We start from the raw sequence: 19,536 nt of genomic DNA on the forward strand, positions 1-19,536 counted from the left end.
TATCAGAAAAAAGGAGAGTTATTCTATCACGCATGGCGCTAACAGCCAGTGCTGTAGCGTTAATCGCCCAGAGCCGCTGAATGTCATGGTTGCTTCGCTTTCTGGGAAATAGCGTGCAGACATCACGGCTTCACCGTCGTTGATAAAAATTTCAATGCTGGAGCGATCGCACAGGATCTGCAATTGGTTCAGATCGCCGCGCCAGTAGCGATGCTCGGGCTCGCCGGTGCGACGGTTACGTCGGCTCAGCGTGACGCGTTCACCGTCCCAACAGAGAACCAACTGGGAAGCGAGGCTTAGCTGGAATTCTCCCTGCACGGTGATAAGGATTTCCGCGCTGCTAGCGTCCAGCGGAGACGCGTAGTCTGCGGCACCCTGCCAGGCGTAATGCTGTCTGCGCAGCAACTGCAACTCGCGCGCAGGACGTTGATAAACGCGATCGTCATGCAGCGTGAGTTCACGCGGGCAGGTCATGGTATGGATCCAGCCATGTTCGATCGTCGGTTCAAAAAATTCATTATCGTCGGGAATCGACATCCAGCCGAACAGCAGGCGTCGCCCGTCTTCACTCAGCGTGGTTTGTGGAGCGTAAAACTCGAAGCCGAGATCCAGTTCGTGGAAATCCTGATGCGGGTAAGCGCCGTTTTCGTAATTGAGTGAGCCGATGAAATAGCCAGCCTGAAAGGTATTCAGGTAGCGTTCCTCTTCGGCGGGAACCCCCTGTGGGCAACAAATCAGGACGTCTTTGCCATCCAATGGGAACAGGTCTGGGCACTCCCACATGTAGCCAAAATCACCAAGTCCGCCTAGACGGGAACCGGCGATCTCGCCGATCTTCTCCCACGCCAGCAGATCGGCAGAACGGTAGAGCAGCACCTTGCCCTGAAGAGCGAGATCCTGTGCGCCGAGTACCATGTACCAGTGGTCGTCATGACGCCACACTTTGGGGTCGCGGACGTGACCGGTGTAGCCGTCGGGGAGCGTTAGGACTGCTCCCAGCTTGTCATATTCACCGTTAGGATTCTCACGGGCGAGGCACTGAAACGCGGTACGCGAACCGTTATCGTATTTCACGTTACCGGTGTAGATCAGCGTGATCGCGCCATGATCCACTACGGCAGAACCGGAGTAGCAGCCGTGGCTTTCATAGCTTTCGCTCGGTACCAGCGCGACGGGTTCATGCGCCCAGTTCACCAGATCGGCGGAACTCCAGTGCCCCCAGAATTTCGCTCCGTGGGCACAGGCTAAAGGATTCCACTGATAAAACAGATGGTAACGCCCGTTGTGATGAATAAATCCGTTCGGATCGTTGAGCAGACCAACGTTCGGAGACAGATGCCATTCTGGGCGATACGGATCTTCCTGTTTGCGTGAATGGCCTGACATCAGGGCGTGGACCATGCGTTTTAGTAAGTGGACTTCCTTCATTATTCGCTATCCGTTTTATATTTCAGCAGTAAGGAAAGGATAAAGGCGGCACCAAACGCAATTAACATCCCAATCAGGTAGTTAAGCATTGAGCCCCCTTGCACAATCGCCAGTCCCGGAAAACCGGTCAGCCCGACGGCCGTCATATTGACGTGATTGAAAACCACCCATGCGCCACCGAGTGCGCCGCCTGCCAGCGCCGCCAGGAACGGTTTAATGAAGCGCAGGTTGATACCAAATATCGCTGCTTCCGTGATGCCTAGCAGACAAGAAAGCCCAGCGGGAACGGCAATCGCTCGGGTTTTGGCATCACGCGTTTTGAAGTATACCGCCAGACACGCGCCGCCCTGCGCCACATTCGCCATCGCCCAAATTGGCAGCAGGAAGTTGACGCCGATATTCGGGTTGCCAAGCAGTCCAGCTTCAATGGCATGGAAGCTGTGATGGACGCCAGTGATCACGATAACTGAATAGAGGCCGCCGAACAGTAAACCGGCCAGCCAGCCAGCGTGAGCAATCAATGTGCTGAGAACCAAAGAAATGCCATCGCCCAGCGCCCGTCCAGCCGGACCGATGAGCAACATGGCGACAAAGCCGGAAATGATGACGGTTAAAAACGGTGTGACGATGATGTCTAGCGCATCCGGTACGACTTTACGCAGGCGTTTTTCCACGATGCTCATGAACCAGACGGCCAGCAGGACCGGAAACACGGTGCCCTGATAGCCGATCATGGCGATGTCCATGCCGAAGAAATGCATGGTCTGGAAACCACCGGCGACGCCCCAGGCGTTGGTCAACGCTGGATGGGTTAGGATACCGCCCAACGTCGCGCCCAGATAAGGGTTGCCGCCGAATTCCCGCGCGGCGGTAAAGCCGATCAGAACCGGTAGAATAATAAAGGCAGCGGAGCTGAACATATCCAGCATCACAAAGATCGCGCTGCTGGAATCGACCCAGCCGTAGGTCTTGATCATGCCGAGCAGCCCCATCAGCAGACCGGACGCGATAATCGCCGGCATGATAGGGACGAAGATGTTCGATAGCAGGCGCGCCAGACGTTGCAGCGGGTTCAGTTTTTTCGCGGCAATCGAGGCGGCTTCGGATTTGCTTGATTCACTGATGCCTGCCGCTTTGATGAACTCGGCATACACCTTGTTGACCAGCCCTGTGCCGAAAATGATCTGCATTTGTCCGGCGTTCTGGAAGCAGCCTTTCACGCCGTCGACGTTCTCGATCGCTTTCTTGTCAGCCAGACTGTCATCATTCAGCACCAGACGCAGGCGAGTCGCACAGTGAGCCGCGCTGTCGATATTCTCTTTTCCGCCAAGAAGGGGGATGAGCGCGGCGGCGGTTTTGTTGATATCCATGTTATTCCTCTTTTTCAATCGGATATGCAGTGTCTTTGGCGTCGATTAGCGTGTAATCGACGCCAAGGCCGGGCAAGGGTTAGAACCAGGTTTCCATCTGGATACCGAAGTTCCATTCGCCGCCTGCTTTAAAGCCGGTGGAGCCAAACGTATCTTCACTGGAGTAGTTATCCAGTCGTTTATCCCAGTCCATGTAGCTGGCAAACACGCGCAGTTCAGGGCGGCTAAAGAAGTTACCGATATCGCCAACCTTGAACGTCGGTGCGAAGGTCAGCTTGTAGAAGCCGCCGCTCACCTGATTCAGGCTGCGATAGCCGCGCGGATCGAGGTCCATGTATTGATAGCTGCCTTCATAGGCCAGTGCAAAATTTTCGGTGATTTCCTGAATCAGGCGCGCATTAAACGTCACCCATTCGTAGCTATCCCCGCTGACGTAACGGTCTTTGCTGGTTTGCGCCAGAATGGACGGGGCGAAGCTCCAGGTCTTGTTCAGCGCGGTAGTACCGTAGGTCGCAAAGCGCCAGGTGTTGGCATCGTTGGTCAGGTTGCCGTCGGCACCGATGTTTTTCACTTCGCCACCCAGACCGTGACCGTAGAGGATCGCAGTTTTCGATGTCCCGTCGCGCAAGCCGTAGAAGCTGTCGCCGTGGTAAGCCACCATCGCGTGATAGCCTTTGTCGCCCGCATTGGTGTTAGTAACGACGGTGTTATCGCGGCTGGTGCCCGTGTTTTCTTTTACATCGTTGTTCTTCGCGGTTAATCCGCTCAGCATGAACTGGAATGGCCCGACGTAGTTATTAGCAGTAAAGACGTAGTTTTTGATGTCGTTATCCAGCGAGGTAATTTCGCCGAGGCTGCGGCCATACAGTGAGAAGTTACTTTTGGCGCTATCCGCCCATTTCACGTCATAGATCCCGCCGCCGGTGCCCGCGAGGAAGACCACGTCGCTGTCCAGCCAATGAATATCAAAGTTATCGCGATCGAAGCGTTTACCCGCCCACAGCGTGGTGTCCTTAAAGGCACCGGTGAAGGTTGGCAGTGAACCCAGCTCGACGAAGGCTTCACGGATGTTCAGGTCGCTGGTGGCTGCCGTCCAGTCGTTATAGCTGCGTTGGCCGTCCGCCATCATCACCTTGAAGCGGGTGGTTGCGCCGTTATCCAGCTTTTGTTTGTGCTCCAACTTGAGCTCGACGTAGGTGTCGTCTTCATTGCCTAAACGGCCAATATGTCCGCCAGTTTGACCCGCAGGGGACATACCTGGTCCGATATCAGTTTTGGAACTGGTGGCAGAATCATTGATCGACAGGCCAGAACGCGCGTAGCCGTGGAATTCAAATCCATCAGCGAATGTTTTTTGCTTAGCCAGCGCCGTTGTGCGCTGTTCCACCTGCTGGGTTTTTTGTTCGGTTTGGGTCGTGCGGGTGGCTAGCTGCTGGGTTTGCTTTTCAGCCGCATTGGCTCTGGCTTCGGCGGCCTGAGCGCGGGCTTCAGCCTGTTGCAAACGCTGCTCCATGGCGTTCAGACGGGCTTCAATACTGTCGGTGTTGGCAGCGGCAACATAAAACGGGGAGGAAAGTAATAATCCTATCGTCACAGCAAGGTGGCTTGGTTTCATTTTTTCGTTCTCGTCGTGAAGGCGATTTATTGTTTTTGTATTTCTCATGTTTAGCTAAATTGCTAAACCGGTTTTTCAAGAGGAAAATAAAAGCCAGCAGAAGGGTTAGCAAGAAATTTCACTCACCCGATTCTGTAACTGTGATCCTGACTACAAAACCGGGTGGTAACCGTATCAAACGAGGGGATTAGGGCTTGGCTAGGGGCGTGCGTGCAACTGCTGAGCGTGGGGGAGTGCGGTCATCGCGCCTTTCGCCGTGGTAGCCAGTGCGCCGCACCGCTGCGCCTGCTCGATAATTGGGTCCCAGCTACGCGGTTGTGACAGGTCGTCATACTGCGCCAAGCCGTGCAGCAAACCGGCGACGAAGGCATCCCCCGCACCGGTGGTATCGACGGGCGTCACCGACGGTGCGGCAAAGTGTTGTAGCCGATGGCGATCGTGCAGCCAGACACCTTCGCCGCCCAGCGTCACTAGCAAGAGCTGGGTAGGATAGTGCTGCATAAACTGCTGAATCCCCGCTTCAACATCCGGTGTTGAACAGAGAAAGGCCAGTTCTTCACGCGATAGCTTCACCACGTCGGCCAGCATCAGCGCCTGTGTCAGGCAGTCGCGCAGCTCCTGCTCGCTTTGCCAGAGATCGTCACGGATATTCGGGTCGAAGCTAATCCATCCCTGTGCGGCTTTCACCTGCTGCATCGCCGCAAATGCGGTGCTGCGCGAGGGCTCCTGTGAGAGTGCAATCGAGCAGAGGTGCAGCCATTCTCTCTGGCTGAACACCGGCAGGTCTTCCGGTTGTAAAAACAGATCGGCACTTGGGCGCACCATAAACGTGAAGGTGCGTTCTCCTGTTTCATCGAGGCTCACGACCACGGTTGAGGTTCGGTGGAGCCTATCGTGCGCCATATAGCGAGTATCAACGCTTTCCTGTTCCAGCACTGTTTTTAGAAAATGGCCAAAAACATCGTCACCGACACGACCAACAAAGGCACTGTTTCCCCCGAGTCTGGCAATGCCGACCGCCACATTGGCGGGCGCGCCGCCAGGACATTTCAGATAGCGTTCCGTATCTTCTGGGATGAGATCGACAACCGCGTCGCCCATGACCCAAATTCTGTTTGCCATAACGTTACTCTTATCCATGATAATTAAACTATTTGCTAAAATAGAAGAATCGGTTTAGCTGTGCAATATCATTATGAGAATGTCTGAGGATAAAATAACAGTAAAGAAATAAGCTGGGGGAGACGTTGTGAGTTACAGGAATATTTTAAGTGTATGGGTAATCATGTTTTTTTTGACATAAAGGCGTAGAAAAAGGAAAGTGAACGCGATCGAGTTTTCGAACACGCGGGCTAAATAAAATACATTTTTGCCCGATACTCTTTATGTCGTTTAGCGGTACTGCGCGGCTGTCATAAGAAGGAAGATACCAAGAAGGAGAGAATGGCATGGCTCATAAAATCTTGGATAACATGTTGGATGAATTAAAAACGGTAGTGAAACAGCACGTCGGTGAGAGTGCTGATGTTCAGATTGACATACGCTATCTGGAAGGTGGACGTAAAGCGCTTCGTATTACCATTCCTGATATTTCCACCCTGGAAATTGAATTTAATCGGCGTTCCGATCGTGCGTAGTTACAACCTGCTTTGGGGAATATGGGCGATATGGGCTTTATTGGTTATCGCCTGGCTTATTGATATTTATAGCGAATTTCCCCTTCACTATTACGGTCAGGGAGTGGCTGCCGTCCTCGCCGCAAGTGCCACGATCGCATTTTTCTATACTGTTAAAAGGAATAACACGATGTTTTCATTCGATAAAAACAAAAAAGACGCCAAAGAATCGCAAGAGCGCAGTGAAATAAACAGCTCTCCCGCTATCAGCCCATCGAACGAGTTGATTAATTCAGTGAACCCTGTGCGCGTGAAAAAAGACACCTTCATTTCTCAGGGCGCGCGTATGACGGGCTCTCTGGCCGTGGATGGCAACATTACCGTAGAAGGCCGAGTAGAAGGTGATGTGCAGTGTGATAACACGATTAAAGTGGAGCACACCGGTCAGGTCAACGGCGAAATGAAATCGCAGCAGATCGTTATCAACGGTCGCGTAGAAGGACGCATAGCCGCCAGCGTCGTTGCCATTCTGGCGCAGGGAACAGTCTTCGGCGATATTTTCACCGATGAACTCTCTATCGAAAAAGGCGGTGTCTTCACCGGCCAATCCCACCCGCTGACCCCGCCAGCGCAGAGCCAGGAAAAACTGACCTACGTGGAAAAGAAAAAAGAGAAAACCAGCAAAGCCCCCGCAGAGCAAGAGAACGTCGTCGCGCTAGCGAGTAATGCGCCGACGGCGTGAGGCTCGTTCTTAACCTCTGAATGATTGCTTAGTCTTCCCCGCGTCAGCGGGGATAAAGCATTGAGGATTGAGGCAGCTAAAGGATTAGCTGTTCTGGTTCGCAGTTGTAAAGCTTAGCCAGCTTTTCTCGGGTGCGCTTCTGCGGCCTTGAGTCTGGGGACTCGAGCTGGGAGACGGCTGCTTGGGTCATGCCAAGTGCGGTTGCCACCTCTTGCTGAGAGAAGCCTCTGAAAATTCTCCAGGCTGCCTGTAAGCTGACGTCTTGATCAATATGAATGCTAACCACTTCATGAGGAATGGAGACGTCATCCTCTGCGCTATGAGTGTAGGGAATACTCTCATAAAGGGCTGGGTCGTCAGCGTTTTCAATAAGTTTCTGATATAACTCATACGGAACAACAGCATATTCAGGTTTGCCGCTTTTATCCCGAATCACTTGTATGCTCATAGTGTATTGCTCCAACATTTTCTTTCTATGGGTGAAAATCAGTTGTGGTGTAAAAGAAGAATGCGCTTTCCTTCTCAGTATGTCGTCGTTGTCCTTCGCTTGACTTCAAGTATCTCGCACACTTGTGGTACATCGTTGATTAGCTGAAATATAATGCGGTAATCCCCAACCCGTAGCCGATATTGCTTGCCAGACGACTCGAGTTTTTTCAGATCCAGATTCACATCTGGAAATGTACTCAGCTCGCCCACTTTTTCTTTGATTCGTTTTCGATATCTGGTGTCAATGGTGCCGAGTTGTTTTAATGCCCGTTTTGACCAACTAACCTTAATCATGAATCCCTCAAACGAAATCCTTCCCTGATATAAGTTAATTATAAGACAATTTAAATATTATTCTCTTTTTTCTTATTTTTTGTTTATGGTTCTGCTGGGTTTTCAGAGATACACCTACAGAGCAGAGCACTTGGTCGCCTTTGCCTGTGTGTCCCCCGCACGGAACCAAATCCCGCCTCTGGCTGGCGCGATGGGGGATTACGTGTCAGTATTAAAGCACGCCATTTTTGCACTCATCGTCACGGTGAGGCGCTATACCAATGATTTTTGTCTTCCATACGTTACCGTAAGGAGGTGATATGAAAGTTGAAGCCGCAGAGTCGTCCGTCTTTGCCAGCCAGCAGGTGATGGCGAAGCGTTCAACAGAGCATGCAGAGAAAGCGGCGTTGTCCGAACAGCTCCAGTCTTATCAGGCGGGCAGCGGTGCCGTTCCTGTGGGCCAGACGACGCGGTATGATTTCACCCGCATTAGCCCTGCCGAACTGTATGAAACAGTAGAAGGCCTTGTCAGCAGTGGGCGGTTGGGACGTGAAGAAGGTTCCGCGCTGCTGGGTTTTGTCTCGTCGCCAAGATCCGAAGGGGGGAGTATTCCGCCTTCCAATGTATTCCAGCCGATTAATGTTTTCGACACCATTCAGCAAGGCGTAGCGGGCGCATCATCCCGCAGCGAAGTGCAAAATACCGAAAGCCTGCAACGTGCGGCCGAGGCACTGAATCGCTTTCAGGGGCAGGTCTCCAGTATTAGCGTTTACGTCTAGCGTATTCCAGTGCGCAAATAGCCTGATGACATCATCCTTTTCCCCTATCCCCGCGTATGTGGGGATAGTCGTTTTACCGCGTGTTCAGCGCTGGGTCCGAGCTTTTATCTCCGTCAGCAATGCGCTCATCGGCATCCGCGAGTAACGTCAGTTCGCTCATGTTTTTTCCTTTATCAAGATGATGTTAATGCTGTTAGTGACGGAGCTGAGATGTGCAGCGTCATTTTCCAGAAGAGCAGCGCTAGCAGGTTGGCGGCTGCGCTAAGGATGCTCATGCCTGACCAGCCTACAACGCCATAAGCTGTCGTGGTTGCCATCGCACCAAGGGCTGCGCGTAGTAAACATTGGCGATGCATTGCGGTAAAGATCACCTTCGGTGACGGATGACGTGGTATGAATAGGGCTCGTTTTCATAGTACGTTTTTTTGCAACCAAAAGCGGTGGTCAGTTTTTCAGCTTGCGGATAAGGCCAGTAGGATGAACAGAAAAAGGAGAGGAAATATTTATGGTGAAGCGCACAAGTCTGAAAGAGGATGTGTGCCCTGTCACCCGCGCGCTGGATGAGGTTGGCGATCGCTGGGTGTTGCCAAAAATATGCCATGCTGCCGCATTCTGCGGAAGGGCAGTTAGTGGTCGGGCAGGATACGTTCGTTCAGAAAGTGGATTGAGGCAGCGTAATGCAGAAAAAACTGAGAGAAGCAGGTAGCGATCTTGAGGCAATCTCCCGCTATTTGAAGAAGTTGCACGTACTGACGTTATGCGTAGGTGAAAATTCGGAATTATGGTGTGCGAGTTGCTTCTATACTTATGACGATCAACAGATAGCCTTCTATCTAATGACGGAGTTGCAGACGCGCCACGGAGAAATAATGGCAAGGCTGCCGCAGGTGGCCGGTACGGTGAGCGGCCAGCCGAAGAGCGTCATGTTGATTAAAGGCGTGCAGTTTCGGGCGCAGGCGGTGCAGTTGGAAGGGGATGACGCGCAGCAGGCCAGAGCGCGATACAACGCGCGTTTCCCTATTGCCCGGGCATCGCAAGCGCCGGTTTGGCGGCTCGATCTGACAGAAATCAAAATGACGGACAATACGTTAGGCTTTGGTAAGAAGCGCCACTGGCAGCGCTAACGTTTGTCATAACTAACATTTTCCATACATAACAACAGAAACGTAAAAAGATGGGATAGTGAAAGACGTTGAGCAAGGGGGAAAACCGATGAGCCGAGTACTGTTATTAGGTGCAACGGGGTTAGTGGGGCACGAGTTGTTAGCGCTGTTGAAAGCCAATAATCGGGTAGAGACGATCTATGCGCCGACCCGTAAGCCGCTGGCACCGTCAGAGAAAGTGGTGAATCCGCACGATCCCGATCTCTCAGCCGCGCTGGCGCAATTGACCGATCCTGTCGATATCGCGTTTTGCTGTCTGGGATCGACGCTCAAGACGGCAGGCAGTAAGCAGGCGTTCCGCTATGTGGATTACACGCTGGTGGTGGAAGGCGCAAAAGTGGCGCTGGCGCTGGGCGCGACGCACCTGTTAGTCGTCAGTTCGATGAGCGCGAGTGCGACGTCGCCTTTCTTCTATTCGCGCGTGAAGGGGGAAACGGAAAAATCGCTGCGTCAGCAAGGCTGGCAGCATCTGACATTGGCACAGCCGTCGATGCTGCTGGGGGAAAGAGAAGATAGTCGTCCGCTAGAAAGTCTGGCCGCCCCGCTGTTTCGCCTGTTCCCAGCAAAATGGCGAGCCATTGAAGGGAAAACGGTCGCGCAGGCGTTGCTGAATCAGGCGTTCTCACCCGAGCCCAAAGCGCGGGTCACCGTGCTCGAATCCGATCAATTACGTTCACTGGGTAAGCAGCAGGCGCTTCAGTAACCTCTTGTCGATCAACGCAGGCGGTGGACAACCTGATTGCTGCTGCCGCGCCAGATCAGTGCGGGATCTTTCAGATCTTGCACAAACTTTCCATCGACTAACACGTTGATGAGATCGACCACCCGCTGTTGCTCCGGCGTCAGCTCTGCCAGCACGTAGCCCGTCCAGACCCAGATATCTTTGCCGGGGCATTCCGCGCGTATCCGTTCGACCAGACGCAGGATGTCAGGCACGTTCTGTGGGTGAAGCGGATCGCCACCAGACAGCGAAATGCCCTGCCGTGGGATCGTCGTATCCTGGAGATCGGCGATGATCCGATCTTCCTGTTCCTGCGTAAACGGCTGACCGGAGTTGAGTCTCCAGGTGCTTTTGTTGTAGCACCCCACACACTCATGCACGCAGCCAGCGACAAACAGCGTGCAGCGGGTGCCAGGGCCGTTGACGACATCAACGGGATAATACTGGTGGTAATTCATACGGTAAGCCCATGTTGTAAAGCGGGCGCGTGTTGACGGTGCCGCGTAAGTGGGGCCGCATTGCGGCGGCCCAGAAGGGATCACCCCAGTTGACCGTTGCCTAAATGCTTGATGCGGCGCTTCACTTCTTCCTGCTTACCGGCGTTGAACGGGCGTGCATCCGGGCTGCCGAGGTATCCGCACACGCGGCGCGTGACGGAAACGCGGGCCGAATCGTGATTGCCGCATTTCGGGCAGGTGAAGCCTTTGCTGGTGCACTCAAATTCACCGGTGAAGCCACACTCATAGCATTCGTCGATCGGCGTGTTGGTGCCGTAGTAAGGCACGCGGCTGTAGCTGTAATCCCACACGTCTTCCAGCGCTTTGAGGTTATGTTGCAGGTTCGGGTATTCGCCGTAGCAAATGAACCCCCCGTTAGCCAGCGGCGGATAGGGCAGCTCGAAGTCGATTTTCTGGTAAGGGTTCACCTTCTTCTCCACATCAAGGTGGAAGCTGTTGGTGTAATACCCTTTGTCCGTCACGCCCTGAACGACGCCAAACTCGGCGGTATCGAGACGGCAGAAACGATCACACAGGTTTTCGCTCGGTGTGCTGTACAGGCTGAAGCCATAACCCGTTTCGTCTTTCCACTGCTCGGTGGCGGCTTTCAGGCGGGCGATAATAGCCACGGCTTTGGCACGCAGCGTCTCGTCATCAAACACGTGTGTTTGGCTACCGAAGAGCGCGTTAATCGTTTCATGCAGGCCGATGTAGCCCAGTGAAATCGAGGCGCGTCCATTCTTGAAGATATCCGCAATGTTGTCGTCCGCTTTTAAGCGCACGCCGCAGGCCCCTTCCATATACAGGATTGGCGCAACGCGGGCTTTCACGTTTTCCAGCCGCGCAATGCGCGTCATCAGCGCTTTCTTCGCCAGCGTCAGACGCTGGTCGAGCAGCGTCCAGAAGCGGGTTTCGCTGCCTTCGGCTTCCAGCGCGATGCGCGGCAGGTTCAGGCTGATCACACCTAAGTTATTGCGGCCGTCGTGAATCTGCTGGCCGTCTTCTTCATAAACACCGAGGAAGCTGCGGCAGCCCATTGGCGTTTTGAACGAACCCGTGACGTTCACGACCTGATCGTAATTCAGAATATCTGGGTACATGCGCTTGCTGGCGCACTCCAGCGCGAGCTGTTTGATATCGTAATTTGGATCGCCCACTTTGTGGTTCAGACCGTCGCGAATCGCAAAGACCAGTTTCGGAAAGACCGCTGTTTTGTGGTTTTTACCCAGCCCGGCAATGCGGTTGCGCAGGATCGATTCCTGAATCAGACGCGATTCCCAACTGATGCCGAGCCCGAAGCCAAAGGTCACGAACGGCGTCTGACCGTTAGCGGTGTGCAGCGTGTTGACTTCATATTCCAGTGACTGGAAGGCGTCGTAGCACTCTTTTTCCGTGCGGGTTAAAGCATAGTTTTCCGCATCCGGAATCTGCCACTCTTCTGCCACCGCTTTATGTTTCGCATGGCTGGCGGTGACGAACGGCGCCAGAATTTCATCAATACGGTTAATCGTGGTGCCGCCATAAATGTGGCTGGCGACCTGCGCGATAATCTGCGCGGTGACGGCGGTAGCAGTGGAGATCGACTTCGGCGGCTCAATCTCCGCATTACCCATTTTGAAGCCGTTGGTTAACATGCCATCCAGGTCGATCAGCATGCAGTTAAACATCGGGAAGAAGGGCGAGTAATCGAGGTCGTGATAGTGAATCTCACCGCGCTCGTGCGCCAGCACCACATCACGCGGCAGGATGTACTGTTTGGCGTAATGCTTGGCGACAATACCAGCCAGCAGGTCGCGCTGGGTGGGAATCACTTTACTGTCTTTGTTGGCGTTTTCGTTCAGCAGCGCCATGTTGCTCTGCTCGACCAGACCGCGAATTTCCTGATTCAGACGACCGTGGCGTTCACGCGCAATATCGCGGTCATGGCGATATTCGATGTAGGTACGCGCCAGTTTTTTGTAATTGCCGGACATCAACAGGTTTTCGACCGCGTCCTGAATATCGCGGATATCTACGCGCGATTTATCCTGCATTTGTTGAGCGACCGCACAGGCAACAGTTGCACAGTAGTCTGCATCATTGACACCGGCTGCATGTGCCGCACGTTCGACCGCCTCTTTGATACGCACTTCATCAAAAGGCACCTGGCAACCGTCCCGTTTAATCACGACTGGTTTCACGTTTTCTTCCTCTGGAAAGGTTATCCACAGGCGAAAACCGTAACTGACAAGGGTTACAGGGGGCTGTGGATGACATTGTGGATAAACACTATATGTAGTTCGTGTTTACAGGATAGGCACTATATATTGAAATTGCATCGGGGTGTTTGCGCTTTTATCGCTGTAAAATTGATGTAGAGCAAAGAAATTCCCACCTAGTAGATAAATCGAACTTGAACAACATTTGACCAGGTTGAGTGTGGGGGGCGCGAAGGCTTGCGATACGCAGTCTGGCGGCTTATTGGGAGTTTTTTTATGGGCAGGAGAGTAAAAGTACAGAAATATCTGAAATGCCAGATGGTGTTTTTCGGCATTCGTCGTAAGCGTGATGGTGACTACTGAATGCCGATGACCGATGAAGGGGCGAGTTACTGTTGACTATCAGGGAAGGGGGGAAGCTGACGGAAGGTATTTACTAGCCCTTCTGACCAGGCTTTGCGGATCGTGTTGAAATAGGCGTTGTTTTCGGTAACGCGCTGTTGCTCACTGCTGTCAAAACTGCCAGTGCGGTAAATCATCACGTCCAGTGGCAGGCCGACCGACAGATTACTGCGCAGGGTGGAGTCGATAGAAATCAGCGCACAGCACATGGCTTGTTCCAGAGGGGTATCCATCGTCAACACGCGATCGATGATCGGTTTTCCGTACTTACTCTCGCCGATCTGGAAATAGGGAGTGTCTGGCGTGGCCTCAATGAAGTTGCCTTCAGGATAAATGTGGAACAGCCGATGTGTTTCACTACCAATCTGGCCGCCTAGCAGCAGGTTGCAGCCGAAATTGGTATTACTGCCGCTCTGCTGCGCGCTGCTATCGCGGTGAATCACTTCTCGCACGGTTTCCCCGAGTAGCATCGCGGCGTCATACATGGAGTTAACCTGCATGAGATTGGGCGTATGCTGCGCGTCAATACGGGCGTTGAGCAGGCTGATAATGCTTTGCGTTGTCGCCAGGTTTCCCGCGCATTGGATCACTAACACGCGTTCATTCTCATGCTGGAAAACATAGAGTTTCTTGAACGTTGCAATGTGATCGACGCCCGCATTCGTGCGGGAATCGGAGGCAAAAACCAGGCCGTCAGACAGACACATGGCGACACAGTACGTCATAAGGTACCTTTTCGTTAAAAATTCTACTGTTGCTGCTGCACCTGCTGTTGTTGTTCAAACAAGCGGACTTCAGCTTCTGAAAACATCTCTTCGCATCCCCCTCCCAGTCGTGTACCGCGAACCGGGCAGGCATCCATATAATCCATGCCTACGGCCAGTCGCAGATGCTGATGGAGCTGTCGGGCATTGTTGGTAATATCAAACCCTTGCCAGTACCCGTTTAGCCACACCTCTGCCCAGGCATGCATGGCGACATGGTGGGTATCCTGACTGTACACGTAACCGCTGACATAGCGTGCTGGAATACTTAGGCTACGGCAGCAGGCGAGAAACACATGCGTGTGATCCTGACAAACGCCTTTCTGCATAGCAAATGTTGCCGCCGCGGTATCCTGTACCTGCGTCGCGCCGGGAGTATACGGCATTTTCAGCCGTAATTCCGCCATCAGCGTATTCAGGCTCTCTTCCGCTGCATCCGGACGGTAATAGCGTTGTGCAAACGCGCGAATCTCACTGTCGGCTTCGGTCAGCGGCGTCGGGCGTAAAAAAACTAACGGTGACAGCCCATCCTGTATTGCGGGATTTTCTGCTGCGCCGCTGTCGAGAATATCGACCACGCCTTCCGCATAAATCGTAATGTCCTGATGCGGGTGATCGAGTGTCAGCACATGCAGTACATTACCATACGCATCGGTGGTTTGAACCGCTGAGGTGGGTAGCGTTAGCTTCCACTCCCGTATTCTCTGATGGGCGGAGTTTTGCGGCGTCAGGCGCAGGTACTGGGTGCTAAACTTCACTTCTTCATCGTAGCGGTAGTGGGTGAGATGGTTGATGGTGAGTTTCATAGCGCCTCCAGATAGGTATGACGAATGCTGTCTGCCAGTTCATTGATTTTAATTATGAAATTGTTGAGGTACGTGGATAAATCCTGCGCCAGAATGTCATCCAACGTACTGAAACGTAGCTCGACGTGCAGCAGATGAGCGAGCCGATGTGGCACTTTGGCGCGTTGACTGCCGATGGCTTCCAACTGAAGCACTAGATCGCCGACGCAGGCGTGCAGCGAACGCGGAACGTCCTCGCGTAAGACCAGCAGTTCGGTAACGGTTTCTGGGCTGATAGGCTGGCGATAGATGCTGTGGTAAGCCTCGCGTGCGCTCACTGCACGCAGCAGAGTATCCAGACGATAATACTCGCGTACTGGGTCGGGGTCGTTATTGAGCTGTTGGTGTTTCACTTTCAGCAACTGCGCGGTTGCATAGGCGCGCTCAATCAGTGTGCCAACACGAATGAAGCACTGGGCGTCATTGCGCAGCAGTGTGCCGAACATCGCACCGCGAAACAGATGGGAACGCTCTTTCACCCAGTCAAAAAACGCATCAATCCCGATATGATCAACACCCTGATGCCGCAGGTTCCGAATATCGATGCGGGTCGCGTTGATACACTCCCAGACCTCGGAGGACAGGCTGCCGCGCACGGCGTGCGCATTGTTCCATGCCATTTCGATACAGTTGTAGATGCTGCTGGGGTTCTCGCTATCTAGCGCGAAGAAATTCAGCAGGTTATTCATGGAAAATTGGGGGTAGCGCTGCTGAAATAGCTCATGCGTGACGGTCAGGTTCAGGGGTAGATACAGATCGCGCTGCTGCTGGCTGTGGCGCGGCATCATCGAAAGTTTGTAGGTGACATCCAGTACACGGGCGAGGCTTTCTGCCCGTTCCAGATAGCGAGCCATCCAATACAGTTCACTGGCAGTACGGCTTAGCATGATTCGTCCTCCTCCATGACCCAGGTGTCTTTGGTGCCGCCGCCCTGTGAGGAGTTGACGACCAAAGAACCTTCGGTGAGTGCGACACGCGTCAGGCCGCCGGGAATCAGTCGGATTTCCTCACCGGACAAGGCGAAAGGGCGCAAATCGATATGTCGGGGAGCCAGACCGTCATCGATGAATGTTGGGCAGGTGGAGAGCGCTAAGGTTTCCTGACCGATATAGTTGTGCGGGTGCGCGAGTAAACGCTGGCGGAATGTCTCGATTTCCCCACGCGTGGCCCGCGGGCCGACCAACATACCGTAACCGCCTGCACCGTGAACTTCCTTCACTACCATGCTATCCAGATGATCGAGCACATAGCGCAGATCGCTGGGGTTGCGGCACTGCCAGGTAGGAATGTTGTGGAGAATCGGCTCTTCAGACAGGTAGAAACGAATCATTTCTGGCACATAGGGATAGATGGATTTATCGTCGGCGACACCGGTGCCGACAGCATTCGCCAGTACGACGCCACCAGCACGATACACGGACAACAGACCGGGCACGCCGAGCATCGAATCCGCGCGAAACGCCAGTGGGTCGAGGAAGGCATCGTCCACGCGGCGATAAATCACATCCACCTGGCAGGGGCCTTCCGTGGTGCGCATATACACGGCCCCCTCTTTCACGAATAAATCCGCGCTTTCCACCAGCTCGACACCCATTTGCTGCGCCAGAAAGCTGTGCTCGAAGTAGGCGCTGTTGAAACGGCCCGGTGTCAGCACGACCACGGTAGGGTCGTCAACGAGTGTGCTTTCACGTAGGGTCTGTAGCAGATAGCTGGGGTAACGTTCAACAGGGGCGATGTGCTGGCTGGCAAAGAGGTCTGGGTAGAGCCGCATCATCATTTTGCGGTTTTCCAGCATGTAGGAGACGCCGGATGGGGTGCGCAGGTTATCTTCCAGTACGTAATAATGGCCGTCGCTGTTACGCACCATATCGATCCCAGTGATGTGGGCGTAAATGTTGTTATGCAGGTTCACACCCTGCATACAAGGTTGATACTGCTCATTCGCCAGTACCTGTTCACTGGGGATAATACCGGCCTTGAGTATGTGCTGCTGATGGTAAATATCGTAGAGAAAGGCGTTCAGTGCCTGTACCCGCTGACGGATGCCGCGATCGAGCAACTGCCATTCGTGGGCGGGAATAATGCGCGGTACGCTATCGAAGGGGATTAAGCGCTCGGTGCCCCCTTCCTCGCCATAAACGTTAAAGGTAATCCCCACGCGGTGAAACAACAGTTCCGCCTGCTCTTTCTTCTGTTTAATGGCCTGTTGGTCGGTTTGTTGAAGCCATTGCCAATAGGAATTGTAATGTTGACGTTGTTGGCCTTGTGACGAAAGCATCTCGTCATAATAAGGCACAGATGGAAGTTTCATTTTTATCATTGTCATCCCCAGGCAGCACGCTTAATAGCGATAATGGGACAATGCATAAAATGCGCCATTTTGAGAAAAGCGTGATGTAGTCAGAGGGGAAGAGGATTTTTTCCTCTAATTGGTGCGTAGCAAGGAAAGTCTGCACTGAGGGGGGAGAATAAAGACGCTAGAAATCAGCAAGACGCAGCCATAATGGTGCGTCTTGCGAAGGGAACGAGCAATAATGGTGCTTAGCGACGAACGGCGATCGCTTCGATCTCGATCTTCACGTCTTTTGGCAGGCGTGCGACTTCAACGCAAGAGCGAGCCGGGAACGGTGCGCTATGTTCGTTGAAGAAGGCTTCATACGCGGTGTTGACCAGCGCGAAATCGTGCAGGTCTTTCACGAACACGGTCATTTTCACGATATCGGAAACTTTCAGGCCAGCGGCTTCTACGATCGCCTGAACGTTTTCCAGTGACTGACGCGTTTGGGCGGTGATGTTATCTGCCACCAGACCGCTTTTCGGGTGCACGGGGATCTGGCCGGAGGTGAAGATCATGCTGCCAAGGTCGACGCCCTGAACATAAGGGCCGATGGCGGCTGGGGCGTGCTCAGTGCTGATAATGCGTGACATGGTATCTCCTTGATGGGGGCGTAAAAGGAATGCGGACGCCGCCATTATTCAAAAAAGCCCCGCGACAGGCAATGTTCATCGCGGGGCAACGCAGAAAACTAGCGATCTTGCAGTACCGCCTGACGCTCAAATTCTTTCTCGCAGTACTTACATTTGAGGTGAACGTCGCCGTCGCGCTGCTTCACGCTGAATGACGATGAAACCGGCTCGCTGCGGCTGATGCAGTTGCTGTTCGGGCAAGTTAGCACGCCAGTAATGTGGTCTGGCAGTGTCGGCACCAGCTTGCGCACCACGTCATAATCATCGATCTGATTGACGGTCGCCTGCGGTGCGTAGATCGCCAACTGATTCGCCTGCTGTTCGGTCAGGAAGACGTTCTCGATCTTGATCAGATCTTTGCGCCCAAGATGGTTGGACGGCAAGTTCAGGCCGATGGTGATGCGCTGGTCTGTCGCGGTCAGTTTAAACAGCGTCAGCAGCTTAAAACCCACCTGTGCGGGAATGTGGTCGATCACCGTGCCACGTTTGATCGCTTCAACCTGTAATTTATTATCGTGTGTCATGATGGCTTCTTCCTCTTACAGAACCAGTTCGCGATTCAGGACCAGCGCCAGCAGCGCCTGACGAGCATAAATACCGTTGCCTGCCTGCTGGAAATAATAGGCGTAAGGCGTGGCATCCACATCAATGGTGATCTCATCAACGCGCGGTAGCGGGTGTAGTACTTTCAAATTCGGGCGGGCGCTGTGCAGGTCAGCCGCGCGCAGGACAAACTGGGATTTGATGTTGATGTATTCGGACGGATCCAGACGCTCTTTCTGCACGCGCGTCATGTACAGAATATCCAGCTCGCCGACGACCTCATCAATGCTGTTGTGCAGGCTGTAAGCAATATTCTTCTCTTTCAGCATGCTCAGAATGTAGTCCGGCATCGCCAGCGCATCTGGAGCGATGAAGTAGAAGCGGTTGCCTTCAAACTTCGCCAGCGCTTGCGTGAGTGAATGCACGGTGCGGCCATATTTCAAATCACCGACCATCGCGATATTAATGTTATTCAGTCGGCCCTGCGTTTCCTGAATGGTGAACAAATCGAGCAGCGTCTGCGTCGGGTGTTGGTTCGCGCCGTCGCCAGCGTTCAGAATCGGAATACCGCCGGAGAACTCGGTCGCAAGGCGGGAAGCACCTTCCTGCGGGTGACGCATCACGATGGCATCCACGTATTGGCTGATGACGGAAATGGTGTCGGCCAGCGTTTCGCCTTTTTTCCCCAACGACGTGTTGTTGCTGTCAGCGAAACCGACGACGGATGCGCCCAGACGATGCATCGCGGTTTCAAAGGATAAACGCGTCCGGGTGGAGGCCTCGAAGAAGCAACTGGCAATCACTTTATGTTTCAACAATTCAGGCTGAGGTTTGGCTTTCAGGCTGGCGGCGACACGCAACGCCAGTTCCAAATCTTCCCGACTGAGGTCGTTAATCGAAATAATATGTTTTTGATAGAGCGGATTGACCATGTTGTCTTTCTCCTAACGTGTACACAGGAAATGTCGTATCGGGTTGCCCAGATTGTGGGCCAAAAAAAAGCCCCTCATTGAGGGGCTTTCTTCATTGAATAATTGAGCAACGGAAAGGAAAACGCTAGCTGGCTGCCGGATGGCAGTTGTGGTTGAGAACCAACATAAGCAGCGGATTTTTTGGTGTAACGG

General features: G+C 53.4%; 20 protein-coding genes. 5 read left to right on the forward strand and 15 right to left on the reverse strand.

Annotation, left to right across the window (positions count from 1 at the left end):
• Positions 1-18: 18 nt before the first annotated feature.
• The 4 genes from IG609_RS02060 to cscK all read right to left on the reverse strand — a co-directional run bounded on the left by IG609_RS02060 (position 19) and on the right by cscK (position 5,535).
• Positions 19-1,428 carry a sucrose-6-phosphate hydrolase gene (locus tag IG609_RS02060; RefSeq protein WP_193397816.1) on the reverse strand — a complete coding sequence of 470 codons (1,410 nt, stop codon included), beginning with the start codon at positions 1,426-1,428 and terminating at the stop codon, positions 19-21.
• Positions 1,428-2,798: a sucrose-specific PTS transporter subunit IIBC gene (locus IG609_RS02065; RefSeq protein WP_193397817.1), complete on the reverse strand. Its 1,371-nt coding sequence runs from the start codon at positions 2,796-2,798 to the stop codon at positions 1,428-1,430. Before IG609_RS02065 ends, IG609_RS02060 begins: the two co-directional genes overlap by 1 nt.
• Before the next feature lie 79 nt (positions 2,799-2,877).
• A complete protein-coding gene (locus IG609_RS02070; protein ID WP_193397818.1) occupies positions 2,878-4,413 on the reverse strand; it encodes a carbohydrate porin in 1,536 nt (511 codons plus the stop codon).
• Positions 4,414-4,611: 198 nt separating this feature from the next.
• On the reverse strand, positions 4,612-5,535 hold the full coding sequence (cscK, locus tag IG609_RS02075) for a fructokinase (RefSeq protein WP_193397819.1): 924 nt from the start codon (positions 5,533-5,535) through the stop codon (positions 4,612-4,614).
• Positions 5,536-5,861: 326 nt separating this feature from the next.
• On the opposite strand from cscK, the gene IG609_RS02080 reads away from it, so the two are divergent.
• Positions 5,862-6,050, forward strand: a complete 189-nt coding sequence (locus IG609_RS02080) for a hypothetical protein (RefSeq protein WP_102117137.1) — start codon at positions 5,862-5,864, stop codon at positions 6,048-6,050.
• Between the two features lie 169 nt (positions 6,051-6,219).
• Positions 6,220-6,771, forward strand: a complete 552-nt coding sequence (locus IG609_RS02085; protein WP_193397820.1) for a bactofilin family protein — start codon at positions 6,220-6,222, stop codon at positions 6,769-6,771.
• Between the two features lie 76 nt (positions 6,772-6,847).
• Here the strand turns inward: IG609_RS02085 and IG609_RS02090 are convergent, their stop codons facing one another.
• Both IG609_RS02090 and IG609_RS02095 read right to left on the reverse strand, forming a co-directional pair.
• Positions 6,848-7,219, reverse strand: a complete 372-nt coding sequence (locus IG609_RS02090; RefSeq protein WP_039279503.1) for a helix-turn-helix domain-containing protein — start codon at positions 7,217-7,219, stop codon at positions 6,848-6,850.
• A gap of 74 nt (positions 7,220-7,293) precedes the next feature.
• Entirely contained in the window at positions 7,294-7,554 is a 261-nt protein-coding gene (locus IG609_RS02095; RefSeq protein WP_193397821.1) for a type II toxin-antitoxin system RelE family toxin, read from the reverse strand.
• 299 nt (positions 7,555-7,853) lie between these two features.
• Between IG609_RS02095 and IG609_RS02100 the strand changes: the two genes are divergently transcribed.
• The 3 genes from IG609_RS02100 (at position 7,854) to IG609_RS02110 (ending at position 10,178) form a co-directional block, all read left to right on the forward strand.
• On the forward strand, positions 7,854-8,312 hold the full coding sequence (locus tag IG609_RS02100; protein WP_193397822.1) for a hypothetical protein: 459 nt from the start codon (positions 7,854-7,856) through the stop codon (positions 8,310-8,312).
• A 677-nt stretch (positions 8,313-8,989) separates the two neighbouring features.
• Entirely contained in the window at positions 8,990-9,436 is a 447-nt protein-coding gene (locus IG609_RS02105; RefSeq protein WP_193397823.1) for a YhbP family protein, read from the forward strand.
• Between the two features lie 88 nt (positions 9,437-9,524).
• Positions 9,525-10,178: a Rossmann-fold NAD(P)-binding domain-containing protein gene (locus tag IG609_RS02110; protein WP_193397824.1), complete on the forward strand. Its 654-nt coding sequence runs from the start codon at positions 9,525-9,527 to the stop codon at positions 10,176-10,178.
• 11 nt (positions 10,179-10,189) lie between these two features.
• Here the strand turns inward: IG609_RS02110 and nrdG are convergent, their stop codons facing one another.
• From nrdG to pyrB, 9 genes are all read right to left on the reverse strand, one after another.
• Positions 10,190-10,654 carry an anaerobic ribonucleoside-triphosphate reductase-activating protein gene (gene nrdG / locus IG609_RS02115; protein WP_102117154.1) on the reverse strand — a complete coding sequence of 155 codons (465 nt, stop codon included), beginning with the start codon at positions 10,652-10,654 and terminating at the stop codon, positions 10,190-10,192.
• A gap of 80 nt (positions 10,655-10,734) precedes the next feature.
• Positions 10,735-12,873, reverse strand: coding sequence for an anaerobic ribonucleoside-triphosphate reductase (gene nrdD, locus IG609_RS02120; RefSeq protein ID WP_193397825.1), 2,139 nt, complete (start codon positions 12,871-12,873; stop codon positions 10,735-10,737).
• Positions 12,874-13,280: 407 nt separating this feature from the next.
• The gene (locus IG609_RS02125; protein ID WP_193397826.1) at positions 13,281-14,018 is read right to left on the reverse strand and encodes a proteasome-type protease; all 738 of its coding nucleotides are present in this window, start codon (positions 14,016-14,018) and stop codon (positions 13,281-13,283) included.
• A gap of 23 nt (positions 14,019-14,041) precedes the next feature.
• Entirely contained in the window at positions 14,042-14,863 is an 822-nt protein-coding gene (locus IG609_RS02130) for a transglutaminase family protein (RefSeq protein WP_193397827.1), read from the reverse strand.
• The gene (locus IG609_RS02135; RefSeq protein ID WP_193397828.1) at positions 14,860-15,789 is read right to left on the reverse strand and encodes an alpha-E domain-containing protein; all 930 of its coding nucleotides are present in this window, start codon (positions 15,787-15,789) and stop codon (positions 14,860-14,862) included. Before IG609_RS02135 ends, IG609_RS02130 begins: the two co-directional genes overlap by 4 nt.
• On the reverse strand, positions 15,783-17,222 hold the full coding sequence (locus tag IG609_RS02140; RefSeq protein ID WP_193397829.1) for a circularly permuted type 2 ATP-grasp protein: 1,440 nt from the start codon (positions 17,220-17,222) through the stop codon (positions 15,783-15,785). Before IG609_RS02140 ends, IG609_RS02135 begins: the two co-directional genes overlap by 7 nt.
• Before the next feature lie 221 nt (positions 17,223-17,443).
• On the reverse strand, positions 17,444-17,830 hold the full coding sequence (ridA, locus tag IG609_RS02145; protein ID WP_014913940.1) for a 2-iminobutanoate/2-iminopropanoate deaminase: 387 nt from the start codon (positions 17,828-17,830) through the stop codon (positions 17,444-17,446).
• 98 nt (positions 17,831-17,928) lie between these two features.
• Positions 17,929-18,393 (reverse strand): aspartate carbamoyltransferase regulatory subunit, encoded by a 465-nt coding sequence (pyrI, locus tag IG609_RS02150; RefSeq protein ID WP_010284552.1) that lies wholly within the window; start codon positions 18,391-18,393, stop codon positions 17,929-17,931.
• A gap of 15 nt (positions 18,394-18,408) precedes the next feature.
• The gene (gene pyrB / locus IG609_RS02155; RefSeq protein WP_116227065.1) at positions 18,409-19,344 is read right to left on the reverse strand and encodes an aspartate carbamoyltransferase; all 936 of its coding nucleotides are present in this window, start codon (positions 19,342-19,344) and stop codon (positions 18,409-18,411) included.
• Positions 19,345-19,536: the final 192 nt, after the last annotated feature.

It is taken from the genome of Pectobacterium quasiaquaticum, from assembly GCF_014946775.2.
GTDB lineage: Bacteria > Pseudomonadota > Gammaproteobacteria > Enterobacterales > Enterobacteriaceae > Pectobacterium > Pectobacterium aquaticum.

What these genes read in the sequence shown, in the direction of transcription:
- IG609_RS02060 (WP_193397816.1), bottom strand. Translation starts at nt 1,428, where the DNA reads ATGAAGGAAGTCCACTTACTAAAACGCATGGTCCACGCCCTGATGTCA.
- IG609_RS02065 (WP_193397817.1), bottom strand. Translation starts at nt 2,798, where the DNA reads ATGGATATCAACAAAACCGCCGCCGCGCTCATCCCCCTTCTTGGCGGA.
- IG609_RS02070 (WP_193397818.1), bottom strand. Translation starts at nt 4,413, where the DNA reads ATGAAACCAAGCCACCTTGCTGTGACGATAGGATTATTACTTTCCTCC.
- cscK (WP_193397819.1), bottom strand. Translation starts at nt 5,535, where the DNA reads ATGGCAAACAGAATTTGGGTCATGGGCGACGCGGTTGTCGATCTCATC.
- IG609_RS02080 (WP_102117137.1), top strand. Translation starts at nt 5,862, where the DNA reads ATGGCTCATAAAATCTTGGATAACATGTTGGATGAATTAAAAACGGTA.
- IG609_RS02085 (WP_193397820.1), top strand. Translation starts at nt 6,220, where the DNA reads ATGTTTTCATTCGATAAAAACAAAAAAGACGCCAAAGAATCGCAAGAG.
- IG609_RS02090 (WP_039279503.1), bottom strand. Translation starts at nt 7,219, where the DNA reads ATGAGCATACAAGTGATTCGGGATAAAAGCGGCAAACCTGAATATGCT.
- IG609_RS02095 (WP_193397821.1), bottom strand. Translation starts at nt 7,554, where the DNA reads ATGATTAAGGTTAGTTGGTCAAAACGGGCATTAAAACAACTCGGCACC.
- IG609_RS02100 (WP_193397822.1), top strand. Translation starts at nt 7,854, where the DNA reads ATGAAAGTTGAAGCCGCAGAGTCGTCCGTCTTTGCCAGCCAGCAGGTG.
- IG609_RS02105 (WP_193397823.1), top strand. Translation starts at nt 8,990, where the DNA reads ATGCAGAAAAAACTGAGAGAAGCAGGTAGCGATCTTGAGGCAATCTCC.
- IG609_RS02110 (WP_193397824.1), top strand. Translation starts at nt 9,525, where the DNA reads ATGAGCCGAGTACTGTTATTAGGTGCAACGGGGTTAGTGGGGCACGAG.
- nrdG (WP_102117154.1), bottom strand. Translation starts at nt 10,654, where the DNA reads ATGAATTACCACCAGTATTATCCCGTTGATGTCGTCAACGGCCCTGGC.
- IG609_RS02125 (WP_193397826.1), bottom strand. Translation starts at nt 14,018, where the DNA reads ATGACGTACTGTGTCGCCATGTGTCTGTCTGACGGCCTGGTTTTTGCC.
- IG609_RS02130 (WP_193397827.1), bottom strand. Translation starts at nt 14,863, where the DNA reads ATGAAACTCACCATCAACCATCTCACCCACTACCGCTACGATGAAGAA.
- IG609_RS02135 (WP_193397828.1), bottom strand. Translation starts at nt 15,789, where the DNA reads ATGCTAAGCCGTACTGCCAGTGAACTGTATTGGATGGCTCGCTATCTG.
- IG609_RS02140 (WP_193397829.1), bottom strand. Translation starts at nt 17,222, where the DNA reads ATGATAAAAATGAAACTTCCATCTGTGCCTTATTATGACGAGATGCTT.
- ridA (WP_014913940.1), bottom strand. Translation starts at nt 17,830, where the DNA reads ATGTCACGCATTATCAGCACTGAGCACGCCCCAGCCGCCATCGGCCCT.
- pyrI (WP_010284552.1), bottom strand. Translation starts at nt 18,393, where the DNA reads ATGACACACGATAATAAATTACAGGTTGAAGCGATCAAACGTGGCACG.
- pyrB (WP_116227065.1), bottom strand. Translation starts at nt 19,344, where the DNA reads ATGGTCAATCCGCTCTATCAAAAACATATTATTTCGATTAACGACCTC.